Origin of the sequence: uncultured Lactobacillus sp. (assembly GCF_902491705.1) — a bacterium.
In the GTDB taxonomy this organism is placed as follows: domain Bacteria; phylum Bacillota; class Bacilli; order Lactobacillales; family Lactobacillaceae; genus Lactobacillus.
Map to the genome: position 1 here is coordinate 1 of NZ_CABUIW010000054.1, position 16145 is coordinate 16145.

A 16145-nucleotide genomic window follows, 5' to 3' on the forward strand; every position below is an offset into this window, starting at 1 on the left:
CAACGAAAAATAAATCGGCCCTCAAAAAACAATCAAGGACAATTATCTAAAAATATCAGGTCTAACCCTAGATGAGACTTGACTTTACGTAGAAAAAAGACGCCTTTTTGGCGTCTCTTTATTGTTTAATTCAGTTTGAATTAATATTCAAATGCTAAAGCACCCATTGGGTCCCATGGCAATAATTGAATAGGATTCTTCTTGCCTTCGTCGTAAGCCTTCTTCAAGTCATCTGGCAAGATGTCCTTGTTAATAACAGCTTGGTAAACAAATGAATCGAACCACTTGTCGCTCATCACGAAGTAACCCTTGAAGCCTGGCTTTTCACCCCATGAGTTTTCGATCTTCCACTTAGTTGGCTTGCCATCAACAATGTCAACACCGGTGATAACCATAGCGTGGTCCATCAAACTTTCACCTGAATCAAGCTTTTCGCCCTTAGACATTGAGAAGTCAACATCAAATAATTCATCACGGCGGTAAAGATCAGTGTCAAGAAGACCTGCACGACGTTCTGAGTCCTTAACAACGTTTGAACCGAACCATACAACTTCGCCGCTCTTTAATTGCTTGATGATCAAGTCCTTCATTTCATCAACTTTAAGGTTTAAGTGACGAACTTGACGACCGCCTTCAACGTTACCTAAGTATTCAACTGAGAATACCTTGTGGAATGGCTTGTCGCTAGTTGGTGAGTTGATAGTTGAAATGTGGTTTTCAAGATCCATACCAACGTACTTGTCAAAGAAATCCTTTGGAGTAATGTCTTTGTCAATGTGGTAGTTCTTGTCGTCGTCTCTATATTCAAAGTTGAATTTTGTTGGTGGAACACCAAGTGAAATTGAAAGTACACGGAAGACGTCGTTTAACATTTCTTCCTTGCGAGCTTGAATTTCATCTTCTGACTTGCCATCTTGAACTAACTTACGAAGTTCCAAACCATCTTTTCTCAAAAGAGTGTTCAAAGTGTCGTTTAATGCACTTGAGTTAGTTGAGTTAGCAGTTTCTGGGTAAACGCTCTTTGGAACGATACCGTATTTTTCAATGATGCCGCAAAGCATGTCCCATTGACCACCGTCTTGTTGTGGGGTAGCAAACAAGAATGAAACTTTACGATCGCCCAAGTCCTTATCTGCAGTTGCGATCACATTTTCAAAGAACCAGTTTGACTTTTCAAACTTGTCCCAGAAGTTAGTGTAGTTTTGTGATAATTCAAAGTCCTTAAGCTTGAATTTCTTTTGAAGTGGGTGACGCATAGTGTTTAATGCACTAAACATCCAGCAACGACCAGATTGCTTTTGATCACTTGGCTTACCAGTGTCAATTTCGATTGAGAAAGTTGGGTCAAGGTCAATCTTAGTTTGTAAGTCTTGACTAGCTTTGAAAATACCATTTTCTTGAGCTGCACGACTAGCTACCTTGTATACAGGATGGTTAGCTAAATCGCTCTTAAATTTTTCGATTGTATCATTAGAAATTTCTTTTGCCATTAACTTTTCCTCCTTTTATGGTTATGAAAATCTAACTATATTTTAACTTATTAAAAGAAAGGCGTCTATTGATTAGAAAATGGTTTGTGGTACCAAATTTCGTTTAATTCGGGATGCTTTTCAAAATATTTAATGGCAATTGGATCAAGTGGCCACACTTTTTTATTAGATTCTTGAACATATTTAATGACTTGGTTCATTAATAAACTTAATTCGTGTGGATCGTGTTCATCAGGATTAAGAAAAATATGGTTCATTACCCAGACGGTTTCATCTTTACGGTTGATTAAATCCAAATCAGTTTGCGACGTAATTTGACCGTTATCACTATTTGATAGCGTAAAATATTTTTTCGTTTCTTCAGACATTTTTTACCTTTTCTAAGAAAAAAATCACGCTTTTTTGCGTAATAAATAATAGAGAGCTAAATATTTTTTGTTTACTCAAAACATTGTAAAATATATAAATGTCAAAAAGAAAGTAATAATGGAGTTAATCAATGAGAACACGTGGATTTGAAGTAGTAAAAAAATACCAAGATAAAGACATTAACCTACCAAGAAGACAAACTTTAGCTAGTGCTGGTTATGATATTGAAGCAGCTGAAGATATTACCATTCCTAGCATCTGGCGTCTTAACTTTGTAAGAATTTTTAGATTAATCAGAAATGGTCACCAACTTTATGAACGTGATTATGAAATGGCTGAAGAAATATTAAAGCCACTTTTAGTTCCTACAGGTCTTAAGGCTTATATGCCTGAAGATGAAGTGTTAATTTTGGCTAACCGTTCATCTAACACCTTTAAACGTAATCTTTCATTGCCAAATGGTGTTGGGGTAATCGATGCAGATTACTACAACAATCCTAATAATGAAGGCGAGATTTTTGTGCAAATGCTTAATTACGGCGTGCGTCCTTTACACATTCATAAAGGTGATCGAATTGCACAAGGGATTTTTATGAAATATCTGAAGACTGATGATGATAACCCAATCAGCAGACAAAGAATCAGCGGCTTTGGATCTACTAATGAAAAGAAGGATGATTAATGGCAAGAGTAAAAACTCAATATAAATGTCGCTCTTGTGGCTATATTTCTGCAAGTTACTTAGGCAGATGTCCTAACTGTGGTGCTTGGAATCAATTTGAAAAAGAAACTGAAGAAGTACAAAAGCGTTCTACTAAGGCTACAGCTAGTCGTTTAATTAAAAAGACTGGTGTAAATGAGCCGGTTAAGCTGGATAAGATTAAGGCAGAAAAAGAAGAACGAATTGCGACTAAGTCTGAAGAATTGAACCGAGTTCTGGGTGGCGGAATCGTTCCAGGGTCACTTGTTTTAATTGGTGGGGACCCCGGAATTGGTAAGTCCACATTAATGCTTCAGATCATGAGCGATTTATCAGAAAAATATAAAGTATTGTATGTTTCAGGGGAAGAGTCAGCTAATCAAATTAAATTGAGAGCTGATCGACTTGGTGTAGGACAAAGCAACATGCTTTTATATCCTGAAACAGATATGCATGATATTCGCGAACAAATTAATGATGTGAAGCCTGACTTCGTAGTTATTGACTCTATTCAGACGATGAATGAACCAAGTCTAGATTCGATGACTGGTTCAGCTTCTCAAGTTAGAGAAGTAACCAGTGAATTGATGAAAATTGCCAAGATGGATGCAATCACGATTTTCGTCATCGGACATGTGACCAAGGAAGGTGCTATTGCCGGTCCTAAGATCCTTGAACACATGGTAGATACGGTTTTGTATTTTGAAGGAGACGAACACCACACTTACCGTATTTTGCATTCTGTGAAGAACCGTTTTGGTGCTGCTAATGAAATCGGAATGTTTGAGATGGTAAATGAAGGATTAAAGGAAGTAACTAATCCATCTTCTATTTTCCTTGATCAAAGATTGCCTAACTCGACAGGTTCGGCTGTCGTAGTATCGCTTGAAGGTACGCGTCCTCTTTTAGCAGAAATTCAAGCATTGGTAACACCAACTGCATTTGGCTATGCGAAAAGAACTACTTCAGGAATTGACTACAACCGTGCCGCATTATTATTAGCTGTTCTTGAAAAGCGTGGCAACTTGATGTTGCAAAACCAAGATGTATATTTGACTGCAACTGGCGGAATTAAATTAAACGAACCGGCAATCGATTTAGCAGTTGTGATGGCTGTAGCATCTAGCTACACAGATAAAGAAATTTCACCAACAGATTGTTTTGTAGGGGAAGTTGGCTTAACTGGCGAAGTACGCCGAGTTGATAAAATCGATGCTCGAGTAAAAGAAGCCGCTAAAGTTGGCTTTAAGCGGATATTTATTCCGCGCCACAATTTATATGCAGGACTAAAGGATTATGGCATTGAAGTTATTCCTGTTTCGAGCATTCCACAAGCATTAAAATTAGTTTTTAATTAGCACTAATTGAATTCTTCCTATATTACGCGTAAACTAATAATGTTGAAATATACTATTTTTGAAAGAGGCATGAGTTTTGGCTAAAGAAAAAATTCGTGTAAGATATGCACCAAGTCCAACTGGTCACTTACACATTGGTAACGCACGTACTGCACTTTTTAACTATTTATTCGCCCGTCACAATAAGGGTACTATGGTATTGAGAATTGAAGATACCGACCAAAAACGTAACGTTAAGGGCGGTTCTAAGTCTCAAATGGAAAACCTTCACTGGTTAGGTATTGACTGGGATGAAGGTCCAGATAAAGGTGGAGATTACGGTCCATACCGTCAATCAGAAAGAAAAGAAATCTACCAAAAATACATTGATCAATTGATCGATGAAGGTAAGGCATACTACTCATACAAGACTGAGGAAGAACTTGAAGCTCAACGTGAAGAACAACGTGCTATGGGTGTTGCTCCTCACTACACTTATGAATACGAAGGCATGACTGCTGACGAAATTAAGCAAGCTCAAGACGAAGCTAAGGCAAAGGGTCTTAAGCCAGTTGTACGTATTCACATTCCAGAAATGGAAACTTACTCATGGGATGATATCGTTAAGGGTCACCTTGAATTCGAATCAGACACCATCGGTGGCGACTTCGTTATTCAAAAGCGTGACGGTATGCCAACTTACAACTTTGCCGTTGTAATTGACGACCACTTAATGAAGATTACCCACGTACTTCGTGGTGACGACCACGTTTCAAACACTCCTAAGCAATTAGTAGTTTACGAAGCACTTGGCTGGAAGCCACCTAAGTTTGGTCACATGACTTTGATCATTAACTCAGAAACTGGTAAGAAGCTTTCTAAGCGTGATGAATCAGTTCTTCAATTTATCGAACAATATCGTGACCTTGGTTACTTACCAGAAGCTATGTTTAACTTCATTACTCTTCTTGGCTGGTCACCAAAGGGTGAAAACGAAATCTTCACCAAGCGTGAATTCATCAAGCAATTTGATCCAGCGCGTTTGTCTAAATCACCTGCTGCTTTTGACCAAAAGAAGCTTGAATGGATTAACAACCAATACATTAAGAAGGCTGACCGTGATACCTTACTTGACCTTGCTTTGAACAACTTGCAAGAAGCAGGTCTTGTTGATGAACACCCAACTCCAGAAAAGATGGAATGGGTTCGTCAATTGGTTAACATTTACTCAGTACAAATGTCATACACTAAGCAAATCGTTGACATGGCTAAGATCTTCTTTGAAGATGCAAAAGACCTTTCAGATGAAGAAATTGAAGAAATCAAGAACGATGATGGTCGTGGCGTAATTGAAGAATTCAAGAAGCAATTAGACCTCATTCCAAGATTTACTTCAGTACAAATCATGAACGCTATCCAAGCAACTCGTAAGGCAACTGGCGTTAAGGGTAGAAAGCTCTTTATGCCAATTAGAATTGCTACTACTCGTTCAATGGTTGGCCCTGGTATCGGTGAAGCTATGGAACTTTTGGGTAAGAAGCGTGTTGTAGAACACATCGACTTAACCTTGAAGCAAATGAGCGCAAACAATCTTTAATAAATAAAGAATAAACTAAAGAAGAAGCTGCAGATGACTGCAACTTCTTTTTGTTTCTGCTAAAATAAAAAATAGCTATTTTTACAGAAGGGATGAGTGTTAGCTTTGAAAGTCTATAATACACTGACGCGCAAAAAAGAAGAATTTAAACCACTGGTTCCAGGACAAATCAGCATGTATGTCTGTGGACCGACTGTGTATAACTATATTCATATTGGCAATGCTCGTAGTTCAATCGCTTTTGATACGATTAGACGTTACTTTGAATATAAAGGCTACAAAGTAAAATACGTTTCTAATTTTACTGATGTTGATGACAAGATGATCAATGAAGCTCGCGCTGAAGGTACGACTGTGCCAAAACTTGCTGAAAAGTTTATCAGTGCTTTTTTGGAAGACACAACGGCCTTAAATATTGAACCTGCTACACTGCATCCTCGTGCAACTCATGAAATCAAAGAGATTATCAAATTTGTCAAAACTTTAATCGACAAAGGTTATGCTTATGAAGTAGATGGCGATGTTTATTACCGTGCACGCAAATTCAAGCATTATGGCGAATTAAGTGATCAAAACATTGAACAACTTGAAGAAGGTGCTTCTGAGCATATTAACGATGAAGAACAAAACCGTAAGGAAGATCCAATTGATTTTGCTCTTTGGAAAGCACAAAAAGAGCCAGACGAAATTGCTTGGAATTCACCATGGGGCAAAGGTCGTCCAGGTTGGCATATCGAATGTTCAGTAATGAGCACCAAGTATTTGGGCGATACTATTGATATTCACGGCGGTGGTCAAGACCTTGAATTTCCACACCATGAAAATGAAATTGCTCAAAGTGAAGCAGAAACTGGTAAAAAGTTCGTTAACTACTGGCTTCACAACGGTTTTGTAACTGTGGGTAAAGATCAAGAAAAGATGTCTAAGTCACTGCATAACTTTGTGACTGTGCACGACATTTTAAAGGAAATCGATCCACAAGTTTTGCGTTTCTTTATGGCTAGCGTACAATATCGCCGTCAAATTAATTATTCTGAAGAAAACTTAAAGCAAGCAGCTACAATTCTAGATCGATTCAAGAATACTTTAACTAACATCAATTATCGTCTTAATGATGATACTGCTAGTGAAGAGATGCCAGAACTTGCTAAGGCAATTGAAGAAACTGAGCACAAGTTTACTGAAGCAATGGATGACGACTTTAATGTTCAAAATGCATTAACAGCTATCTATGATTTGCTTCCTGCAGTAAATGCTAATGCTAACAGCGAAAAGGCTGATAAGAAGACTTTGAAGCTTTTTGAAGAAAAATTAGCTGCTTGGTTGTTAGTTTTTGGCGTTGATACAAGTAAGTTATGCGCTCAAAGTGCCGGTTCAAACGATGATGAAATTGAAGAATTGGTAAAACAGCGTGATGAAGCTCGCGCTAATAAAGATTGGGCAACTAGTGATAAATTGCGTGATCAATTAAAAGAAATGGGCATTACGATTCAAGATACCCCACAGGGGACAAGGTGGACTCGTGACTAAAATTAAGAAATTAACTGAAGAAGATGTAAATCCAGATACTTTAAATGGGCAGACTTTGGCTTATTTAGGGGATGCAGTATATGAAGTAATTATTCGTCGCCATTTAGTTAGAGGCGGAATAGTTAAACCACAAGTATTGCAAAGAGAAGCAACACATTATGTTTCTGCTAAAGCACAAGCTGCATTAGTAACTAAAATGCAAGATGAAGAAATGCTCACTGAAGATGAATTAACAGCTTTTCGCCGCGGCCGCAATGCTAAAAGTCACACTAAGGCTAAGCACACTAGTCTTAAGACTTACCAATTATCAACTGGCTTTGAAGCAATGATTGGTTATTTGAATTTATTGAATCAAAATGACCGCGTACAAGAATTAAGTAAATGGTGCATTGATACAGTAGAAAAGGATGGACTAAAAGATTATGACTTCGAATAAAGATTTCGTTTTTGGTCGACATGCCGGACTTGATTATTTGAAGACGCATAACTCTGATCAAATTAATAAAGTCTTTTTGCAACACGGCGTGCAAGAAGACTTTGCAAATCAGGTATATGCAATAACTAAGAAAAAGAGATTGGTAGTTCAAACTGTTCCTAAGAATAAATTGGATCGCTTAGTTGAAGGTGGTAATCACCAAGGTCTTGTTTTAGCAATATCTAGTTTTGAATATGCAGATTTGGATCAACTTCTTGATCAATTCGACCAAGAAGGAAAAGAACCATTCTTGTTGATGCTTGATTCAATTGAAGACCCACATAATTTAGGTTCTATTTTGCGTTCTGCTGATGCAACTGGCGTAGATGGAATTATTATTCCTAAGCGTCACGCCACAGGTTTAACTTCAGTTGTAGCTAAGACTTCAACTGGTGCTATCGACTATGTTCCTGTTGCTCGTGTAAATAACTTGGTTCAAACAACTAAAGAATTAAAGAAACGTGGCTACTGGATTTTTGGTACAGATATGGCTGGTGTTGATTACCGCGAATGGAATGCTAAAGGTAAGACAGTTTTAGTTATTGGTAATGAGGGCAAAGGGATTGCACCGCTGCTTAAAAAGCAAATGGATCAAACAATTACCTTGCCAATGATTGGACACGTACAATCACTAAATGCTAGTGTCGCAACAGGAGTTTTGCTATATCAAGCATTTAACAGCAGACATCCATTAAAATGAAAAAAGTAATGAAGCAGACAAAAATACAAATTTGTCTGCTTTTTTTGTACAAATTATTAAATCTGTTCGTAGTAAACGTTTGTTTTCTTATCTTACTCAGAGCTTAACCGGTATCCTCAGAATGGCATTTTGAAGAGGACACTGTGATGAAAGAAAAGAAGTTGATTAAAAAAGTTAAAGCCGGTGATGATGAGGCTTTAGAAAAATTATTTACGCTCTATAAACTGTTAGTAAATTCGATTATGAAAAAATATTACTTGGGTCATTATGATAGAAATGACTGGGAACAAGAAGCGATGATTATTTGTTATGAAGCTGCGATAGTTTTTTCTAGTGAAAAGGGCAATTTTTGCAGTTTGTACAAAACTAAGTTGACCAATCATGCACGAACATTAATTAGGTACAATACGGCTTTTAAAAGGCAGATTTATGATCAATCCGTATCTTGGGAAAGCGTAAAAATTCAGGGAATTCAGGAGCCAAGGCGGAGTGAATTAGCTATTCCGATTAATGAAACTTACAACGAATTTATTAAAAGTTTATCGCGATTGGAAATAATTGCGTTAATGACGATTATTGGTGAAGTGACTACAGAATATGCGATTGATCATATGAATGTCGAGGCCGTTCAACTGATTAGAGCTAGATCGAGAACCCTGCAAAAAATGCGTAAAGTACTTTTTTAGGATTCTATTTGTAGATGAGAAAAAGAAAGTGCGGTATAATAAGGAACGTAGAATATTTTAGGAGGTAATTTAAGATGGCAGACGAAATTATTAAAACTGCATTGTTAGACCGTCACATGAAGGAAGTATTTGACTGGAGTGATTCAAACATGCCAGTTAGAGATGCCCTTTGGGACTACTTTATGGAAAAGAATGGTAGAGATACCATGAAGACGGAAGAAGATATGCTTCCATTTTTGAAAGACTCAGACGATAAAATCGAAGCCTTCGTTAACGAAAATCTTAAGAAGTAAATCCGACTAAAAACAATGTTCTACGCACCGTGGTCACGCATGTTTGACCACCAAAGGCAGCTACTCTCCGGTAGCTGCTTTTTTTGTGCCAAAATTGAAATATTAGAAATCCCATAATACAATGTGAACAATAAAACAGCGAAAGAAGTTCTCAAAAGTATGAAATATATTATTGGAATGGACGTTGGCACCACTGCCACTAAAGGGATTGCTTATGATGAAAATGGTAAAGAAGTTGCGTCATTTACCAAAGGCTATCCATTAATTCAAATAGAAGAAGATCAAGCTGAAGAAGATCCTCAAGTGATTTTTGATGCTGTGCAAGATGTAATTTTTACTTTGGCGCAAAAAGTTAAAGGCGAAGTGATTGCGATTTCTTGGTCTAGTCAGATGCATTCATTGATTGGCTTAGGTGAAGATAGAGAACTACTCACTAACAGCATTACTTGGGCAGATAATCGGGCTAAAAATGTTGTGAAAAAAGCTAAACAAAGTGGTTTTGCCAAGAAAGTTTATGAAAAAACGGGAATGCCAATACATCCCATGGCCCCAATCTATAAATTATTGTGGCTAAAACAGACAAGGCCTGAACTATTTAATCAAGTTAAATATTGGATAGAGATCAAAGAATACCTAATTTTTCGTTTAACTGGAAAATTAGTCATCGATACCACAATGGCAGCAGGGACAGGGATGCTTAATCTCAATACACTAACTTGGGATCAAGACTTGCTAGATATTTTAGAAATAAAACAAGATCAACTCCCTGAAATAGCCAAGCCTACTGAAATTATTGCTCCTATTAAAGATGAATATGTGCAAAAGCTGGGGATAAATCCTCATACTAAGATCATTTTAGGAGCAAGCGATGGATACTTGTCTACAATTGGCGTTAATGCAATCAATAGTGAAAATTTTGCATTAAACGTGGGGACATCAGGTGCAGTTAGAACGATAGTTGACCGACCTAAAACAGATCAAAATGCTAGTTATTTTTGTTATCCAGTTGATAAAAATCATTATTTATTGGGCGGTCCGGTGAATAATGGCGGAATCGTGTTTAGTTGGGCTCGCCAAACTTTGTTTGATGCTGATGAAACGGCGCAGGACTTTTTAGACGTGGCACAGACTGCACCAGCAGGAAGTCGAAAATTAATTTTCTTGCCTTATTTGGGCGGAGAACGTGCTCCAATTTGGGATGCCAATGCGCGCGGTTCATTTGTTGGCTTAACGCGTTTGCACCGGAAGCCGGAGATGGCTCGTGCAGTGATCGAAGGGATTATTTTTAACCTTTATGATGCAGCTTCTAGTTTAATTAAAAATACTAAAAAACCAGTTGCAATCAATGCAACTGGTGGCTTTCTCAAAAGTGATTTTGTAAGACAACTTTGTGCCAATATTTTTAATGTTCCGATCGCTACTATGAAAGAAGAGCAAAGCGGAACACTTGCGGCTATGTTTTTAGCAAGACAAGCATTAGGACTCAATCAAGATTTAAGCGAGATCGAGCAGTTTGCTCAAACTGATAAAGTTTACTTTCCTAATCCAAAAGAAGCAGCCACTTATCAAAAACTATTTCCACTTTATTGTGAAATTAGGAATGCTTTGGCTGCTTCGTATGGTAAATTTTCTAACATAAATTAATCAGATAACTTTTTAATAGGCATCATTTCGATGTATCCTCTTGTTCCAATAGGCTCAAGCTGAATTTTAGGATTATTTTTGTCCCAAGTGTAGCCAATTGTTTTAGGATCATATTTTTTTATTGCAGATCTCACTTCTTCAATGATCTTGCCACAATCTTCTTCTGCAAACGGCTCACTTTGAAACATAAGATATTTGGTAGCAGGAAGTTTAATAATATCAAAGCCTTTAGGAACTGGATCTTTGTAATCAAGATCTACTTCAACTCCTTGAACATATTCAGAAGTGTTAGGTTTTCTATATTTAGCGGGTAACCATAAACAAACAGGTTCTCCATTAATAGATTTTATGCTTTTAAGTAGTCCCCAAGTTTCACAGCCTACTTCGTCGCAATAGTCGAGATAGTCAGTAGCTTTAATGCCACGCTTGAGGATAACTTTTCTTTCAGGTTTATCAACAACTTGGATGAAAATATTTTTAGTGTTCATGGTAGTATCCTTTCTATGCTTGTTAGGCTTAAATTTAATGCCATAAGGATTAAATAAATAGATTGGAACAGGATGAGCAGCATATTCACTCGGATTACATTGAAATTCATGATAAAAAGCTCTTTGATAACCATCTACGCTTTTAAAGCCACTTTCGAATGCAATATCAGTAATTTTGCAATTATGATCGCGCAATTTTAGAGCAGTTTGTGCTAAACGTAAACGTCTAATGTATTTTGCAGGCGTCATATTTAGATAGTTAACAAATAATCGATAAGAATACCAAGGTGAATATAGCGAAACTTTAGATAGAGCAGTAAGTGTAATCTGCTCATTTAAGTGCTCTTGGATATAGTCTTGCATACGTTGAACTGCTTCGATTTGTTCCAATTTTTATTCCTCCTTACATGTTGTATTATGCCGGATTAATTTGGAAACTACTCGACTTATTTTGCCATAAAAAAATCTCTTCAGGAAAATATCTGAAGAGATTTTTAATTTTATATATTTTCTTAAGCGTTCTTAACGTCTTCAACAATTTGATCAACTGTCATTCGACTGTCTTTCAAAATTTCTTTTAATGGAACTTGATCAGTGTAGACACGCTTTTGACCATAGTTTAGGACTTTAACATCTTTATCGCCCAAGTATGAAGCAACCTTTTCACCAAAGCCACCGTCTAAGATGTTGTCTTCAAGGGTTACGATGACCTTGTTTTCATCAGCTAATTTGTCTAAAGCAGCTGTATCTAAGATATTAGCTGAAACTGGGTTAACTAAGCTTGCACCAAGTTTGTCAGCAACTTCTTTACCTAACATGTCGTACATGTCGCCTAATGCTAAGACTGCAACGTCTTTACCAGGCTTTACATCGTACTTGATTTCTGAATAATCATGACTGAATTCTTCACCTTCAGGTACGTGCTTAGTTGGCATCTTGATTGCTACAGGATGCTTTCTTTGCTTAATTGCCCATTCCATCATGGCTTTTTCTTCAGCTAAAGTGGTAGGAGCAAGGTAGATCCAGTTAGGCAAGTTAGAAATCATTACTTGGTCAAAAACACCAAGGTGAGTCTTACTTGTACCTGACATACCGCCACCAGCAACCATCATAACTACAGGTAAGTCGTTTGCGGCAACATCGTGTGATAATTGGTCAAATGCACGTTGCAAGAAAGTAGAGTTTTCAAATAATACTGGAACTGCACCTTCTTTAGCCATACCAGCTGCAAAGGCAACAGATTCTTGTTCAGCGATACCTACATCATGGTAATTTTCAGGATACTTGTTCTTAATTTCATCAAGACCGAATACACCAGGAATTGCGGCATCAATAGCCATAATCTTTTCGCCGTTTTCAATGTGTTCCTTCATTACGTCTAAAGCAACAGAGTTTGCAGAAGGACCTTCTGGAGCGGAAACAGTAGTCTTGTCAGTCTTTAAGTCGAATGGCATTACCCAGTGGTGAGCTTCTTCATTATTAATTGCTGGTTCATATCCCTTGCCTTTAAGCGTATTAATATGAAGCAAAATTGGGTGATCTACATCTTTAACTGCTTTAAAGGCATCAATCATTGACTTGATGTCGTTACCGTCAGCAACGTAGCGGTAGTCAAAGCCCATTGCAGTAAATGGATTTTCCTTAGTTTCACCATTTGAATCACGCAATTTCTTTAAAGCAGTGACTAAACCACCGACATTTTCATCAATTGACATTTGGTTGTCGTTAACTACTACGACAAGGTTGTGCTTTTCAATTGCGGCGTTGTTTAAGCCTTCATATGCTAAACCACCAGTCATTGAACCATCACCAATTAAAGCCATGATGTTTTCATGACCACCCATTAAATCACGTGCTTTAGCCATACCAGTTGCTAGTGCAATTGAAGTAGAAGTGTGGCCTACAGCATAGTAGTCATATGGGCTTTCATCTGGATTGCTATAAGGAGTTACATCTTCATAATGGTCAGGGTCAAGCCAAGCAAGAGCACGACCTGTTAACATCTTATGTGGGTAAGTTTGGTGAGAAACGTCCCAAATAATTTTGTCTTTAGGAGCATCAAAAACGTAGTGGTAGGCGATAGTAGCTTCGACAATACCTAGGTCTGGACCAAGGTGACCACCTTCAGCAGCGTCTTTTTCGAGGATGAGAGTTCTAATTTCTTTAGCTAATTTTTCCATTTCAGGAATAGATAATTTCTTTAGGTCTTCAGGGCCGGAAATTTTATTTAATAAGTATTCAGGATGTTTATTCATAATATTTTTCCTTTCTACAAAACACACACTTATTATAGATAAGTTAAAAAGATAATTGAAATAGAAAGATCGAATGGATTTCAATTAGTTTTGCTTATTGAATGTTTTAATTTATTGACGCAAGAGGGAAGATCAGTATACAATACTCTTTAAGTATGTGTTTTTTTTATAAAAGTTTGGAAGTGAGATTATGGCAGTGAAAAAAGCAGCTTTAGCCTGCAGCGTATGTGGGTCACGCAACTACTCAATCACCGCAAGTAAGAATCGCACTCAGCGACTTGAACTGAAGAAGTTCTGCAAGCATTGCGGTAAGATGACTTTGCATAAAGAAACGAGGTAAAGAAGTTAATGATTAAATTTATTAAGAGCGTAGTCCAAGAAATGAAGATGGTTACTTGGCCAACAGCTAAGCAAAATAGACATGATACTGCAATCGTTATTACTAGTTCAATTTTGTTTGCTGCATATTTAGGTGCGCTTGACTGGCTCTTCAGTTGGTTAACTCAAAGAATTATGTAATCATAGGTAATAGAATTTACTAGTGATTCATGCTATAATGATAAAAGCGAAGAAGAGAAACCTCTGGGTAAAGGTTTTTTTGTTTACCTAAAATTAAGGAGAAGTCATCAAATGGTTGAAACAGCTCAAAAGAAATGGTACGTACTTCATACTTACTCTGGTTATGAAGATAAGGTTAAGTCAGACTTACTTTCACGTGCACAAAGTATGGGGATGCAAGACTACATTTTCCGTGTAATGGTTCCAGAAGAAGAAAAAGTTGAAACTGTTCGCGGCAAGAAGCAAGAAGTTGAAGAAAAGATTTTCCCAGGCTACGTTTTAGTAGAAATGGTAATGACTGACGAAAGTTGGTTCATTGTAAGAAACACACCAAACGTAACTGGATTCGTTGGTTCACACGGTGGTGGTTCTAAGCCTTCACCACTTCTTCCAGAAGAAGTTGAACGTTTACTTAAGAATCAAGGTCAACCAGCTAAACAACCTACTGCCAACTTTGATATTGGCGAATCAGTAACTATTACTGAAGGTGCATTTAACGGCATGGTTGGTAAGATTACTGACATTCAACCTGATAAGTACAAGTTGTACGTTTCAGTTGATATGTTTGGCCGTGCAACTACTGCTGAACTTGACTACGATCAAGTTAAGAAGTTGGACGAAAACGAATAATTGTAAATTTTAGTTGTAATTGTACTGAAACGATGTTATTCTAATACGGTACGTTTATTATTGTGGGAGGAGAAAAAAGGAAAATTCTCCATTTTAACCGCATCACGGAATCAAGGAGGTTTTGACCGTGGCAAAGAAAGTTATTAACGTAGTTAAGTTGCAAATTCCAGCTGGCGCTGCAACCCCTGCACCTCCAGTTGGTACTGCTTTGGGTCCAGCTGGTATTAACATTGTTGGTTTTACTAAGGACTTCAATGCTAGAACTGCTGACCAAAAGGGCATGATTATCCCTGTAGTTATTACTGTATACGAAGATCGTTCATTCGAATTCGTAACTAAGACTCCACCAGCACCAGTACTTTTGAAGCAAGCTGCTAAGATCAAGAAGGCTTCTGGTGAACCTAACACCAAGAAAGTTGGTAAGGTAACCAAGGATCAAGTCAAAGAAATTGCTGAGACTAAGATGAAAGACCTTAACGCTGCTGATATTGAAGCTGCTATGCGCATGGTTGAAGGTACCGCTAGAAGTATGGGTATCGAAGTCGAAGACTAATCCTGTTATTTAGGTAACACATTAGGTGGGAGAGTTAGAGAAGCTCGTTTGACCACATATACAAGGAGGAAATCACATGCCAAAGCATGGTAAGAAATATTTAGATGCTGCCAAGAAGGTAGACTCAAATAAATTATACTCAGTAGCAGAAGCTATGAAACTTGTTAAGGAAACTTCATACGCTAACTTTGACGCTACAGTTGATGTAGCTTACAACTTGAGCGTTGATCCTAAGCAAGCAGACCAACAAATTCGTGGTTCACTTGTTTTACCAAATGGTACTGGTAAGACTCAAACCGTTGTAGTATTTGCTGAAGGCCCACAAGCTGATCAAGCTAAGGCTGCAGGTGCTGACTTTGTTGGTTCAGATGACTTAGTACAAAAGATTCAAGACGGTTGGTTAGACTTCGACGTTGTAGTTGCAACTCCAATGATGATGGCTAAGGTAGGTCGTTTAGGTCGTATTCTTGGACCTAAGGGCTTAATGCCAAACCCTAAGACTGGTACTGTAACTATGGACATCGAAAAGGCCGTTAAGAATGTTAAGGCTGGTCAAGTAGAATACCGTGTTGACCGTCAAGCTGCTATTCACACTCCTATTGGTAAGGTATCATTTACTGAAGACCAATTAGTTGAAAACTTTGACGCTTTACGTGACGTAATTTTACGTGCTCGTCCTGCTTCAGCTAAGGGTCAATACATTAAGAGTGTTGCAGTTTCAGCAACCTTTGGTCCTGGTATCAAGCTTGATCCATTAAACTTGGACTAATTTAAATTAGATTTTTAAGTGTCTGGGAAAAAACTAATTCCCTAGACCAAAAAAGCGGACAATAATTTTCT

The 16145-nt window shown here is 37.6% G+C and carries 18 protein-coding genes; 14 read left to right on the forward strand and 4 right to left on the reverse strand.

Features of this window, described 5'->3' with window-relative positions:
• Positions 1–140: 140 nt before the first annotated feature.
• On the reverse strand, positions 141–1490 hold the full coding sequence (pepC, locus tag RDN22_RS09135) for an aminopeptidase C (protein ID WP_308557671.1): 1350 nt from the start codon (positions 1488–1490) through the stop codon (positions 141–143).
• A gap of 65 nt (positions 1491–1555) precedes the next feature.
• Positions 1556–1858: a hypothetical protein gene (locus RDN22_RS09140; protein WP_308557673.1), complete on the reverse strand. Its 303-nt coding sequence runs from the start codon at positions 1856–1858 to the stop codon at positions 1556–1558.
• A 131-nt stretch (positions 1859–1989) separates the two neighbouring features.
• On the opposite strand from RDN22_RS09140, the gene RDN22_RS09145 reads away from it, so the two are divergent.
• The 9 genes from RDN22_RS09145 (at position 1990) to RDN22_RS09185 (ending at position 10821) form a co-directional block, all read left to right on the forward strand.
• Positions 1990–2541, forward strand: coding sequence for a dUTP diphosphatase (locus tag RDN22_RS09145; protein ID WP_308557675.1), 552 nt, complete (start codon positions 1990–1992; stop codon positions 2539–2541).
• The gene (gene radA / locus RDN22_RS09150) at positions 2541–3917 is read left to right on the forward strand and encodes a DNA repair protein RadA (RefSeq protein ID WP_308557677.1); all 1377 of its coding nucleotides are present in this window, start codon (positions 2541–2543) and stop codon (positions 3915–3917) included. Before RDN22_RS09145 ends, radA begins: the two co-directional genes overlap by 1 nt.
• 76 nt (positions 3918–3993) lie before the next feature.
• Positions 3994–5493, forward strand: a complete 1500-nt coding sequence (gltX, locus tag RDN22_RS09155) for a glutamate--tRNA ligase (protein ID WP_308557679.1) — start codon at positions 3994–3996, stop codon at positions 5491–5493.
• A gap of 96 nt (positions 5494–5589) precedes the next feature.
• A complete protein-coding gene (gene cysS, locus RDN22_RS09160; protein WP_308557681.1) occupies positions 5590–7023 on the forward strand; it encodes a cysteine--tRNA ligase in 1434 nt (477 codons plus the stop codon).
• Positions 7016–7459, forward strand: a complete 444-nt coding sequence (locus RDN22_RS09165; protein WP_308557683.1) for a ribonuclease III domain-containing protein — start codon at positions 7016–7018, stop codon at positions 7457–7459. Before cysS ends, RDN22_RS09165 begins: the two co-directional genes overlap by 8 nt.
• On the forward strand, positions 7446–8198 hold the full coding sequence (gene rlmB, locus RDN22_RS09170; protein ID WP_308557685.1) for a 23S rRNA (guanosine(2251)-2'-O)-methyltransferase RlmB: 753 nt from the start codon (positions 7446–7448) through the stop codon (positions 8196–8198). Before RDN22_RS09165 ends, rlmB begins: the two co-directional genes overlap by 14 nt.
• 146 nt (positions 8199–8344) lie before the next feature.
• Positions 8345–8884 (forward strand): sigma-70 family RNA polymerase sigma factor, encoded by a 540-nt coding sequence (locus tag RDN22_RS09175; protein ID WP_308557687.1) that lies wholly within the window; start codon positions 8345–8347, stop codon positions 8882–8884.
• A gap of 74 nt (positions 8885–8958) precedes the next feature.
• Positions 8959–9177, forward strand: coding sequence for a hypothetical protein (locus RDN22_RS09180; protein ID WP_007126845.1), 219 nt, complete (start codon positions 8959–8961; stop codon positions 9175–9177).
• A 159-nt stretch (positions 9178–9336) separates the two neighbouring features.
• Positions 9337–10821 (forward strand): gluconokinase, encoded by a 1485-nt coding sequence (locus tag RDN22_RS09185; RefSeq protein WP_308557690.1) that lies wholly within the window; start codon positions 9337–9339, stop codon positions 10819–10821.
• Here RDN22_RS09185 and RDN22_RS09190 read toward each other — a convergent pair.
• Positions 10818–11699, reverse strand: coding sequence for an AraC family transcriptional regulator (locus RDN22_RS09190; RefSeq protein WP_308557692.1), 882 nt, complete (start codon positions 11697–11699; stop codon positions 10818–10820). The genes RDN22_RS09185 and RDN22_RS09190 overlap by 4 nt on opposite strands.
• A 122-nt stretch (positions 11700–11821) precedes the next feature.
• Positions 11822–13564: a 1-deoxy-D-xylulose-5-phosphate synthase gene (locus RDN22_RS09195; RefSeq protein WP_308557694.1), complete on the reverse strand. Its 1743-nt coding sequence runs from the start codon at positions 13562–13564 to the stop codon at positions 11822–11824.
• Positions 13565–13754: 190 nt separating this feature from the next.
• Here RDN22_RS09195 and rpmG point away from each other — a divergent pair, with 190 nt between their 5' ends.
• The 5 genes from rpmG to rplA all read left to right on the forward strand — a co-directional run bounded on the left by rpmG (position 13755) and on the right by rplA (position 16074).
• Positions 13755–13904, forward strand: coding sequence for a 50S ribosomal protein L33 (rpmG, locus tag RDN22_RS09200; protein ID WP_003549092.1), 150 nt, complete (start codon positions 13755–13757; stop codon positions 13902–13904).
• 8 nt (positions 13905–13912) lie between these two features.
• A complete protein-coding gene (gene secE, locus RDN22_RS09205) occupies positions 13913–14083 on the forward strand; it encodes a preprotein translocase subunit SecE (protein ID WP_308557696.1) in 171 nt (56 codons plus the stop codon).
• Positions 14084–14194: 111 nt separating this feature from the next.
• On the forward strand, positions 14195–14752 hold the full coding sequence (nusG, locus tag RDN22_RS09210; protein WP_308557697.1) for a transcription termination/antitermination protein NusG: 558 nt from the start codon (positions 14195–14197) through the stop codon (positions 14750–14752).
• A gap of 127 nt (positions 14753–14879) precedes the next feature.
• A complete protein-coding gene (rplK, locus tag RDN22_RS09215) occupies positions 14880–15305 on the forward strand; it encodes a 50S ribosomal protein L11 (RefSeq protein ID WP_308557699.1) in 426 nt (141 codons plus the stop codon).
• A gap of 76 nt (positions 15306–15381) precedes the next feature.
• Positions 15382–16074 carry a 50S ribosomal protein L1 gene (gene rplA, locus RDN22_RS09220; RefSeq protein ID WP_003625887.1) on the forward strand — a complete coding sequence of 231 codons (693 nt, stop codon included), beginning with the start codon at positions 15382–15384 and terminating at the stop codon, positions 16072–16074.
• Positions 16075–16145: the final 71 nt, after the last annotated feature.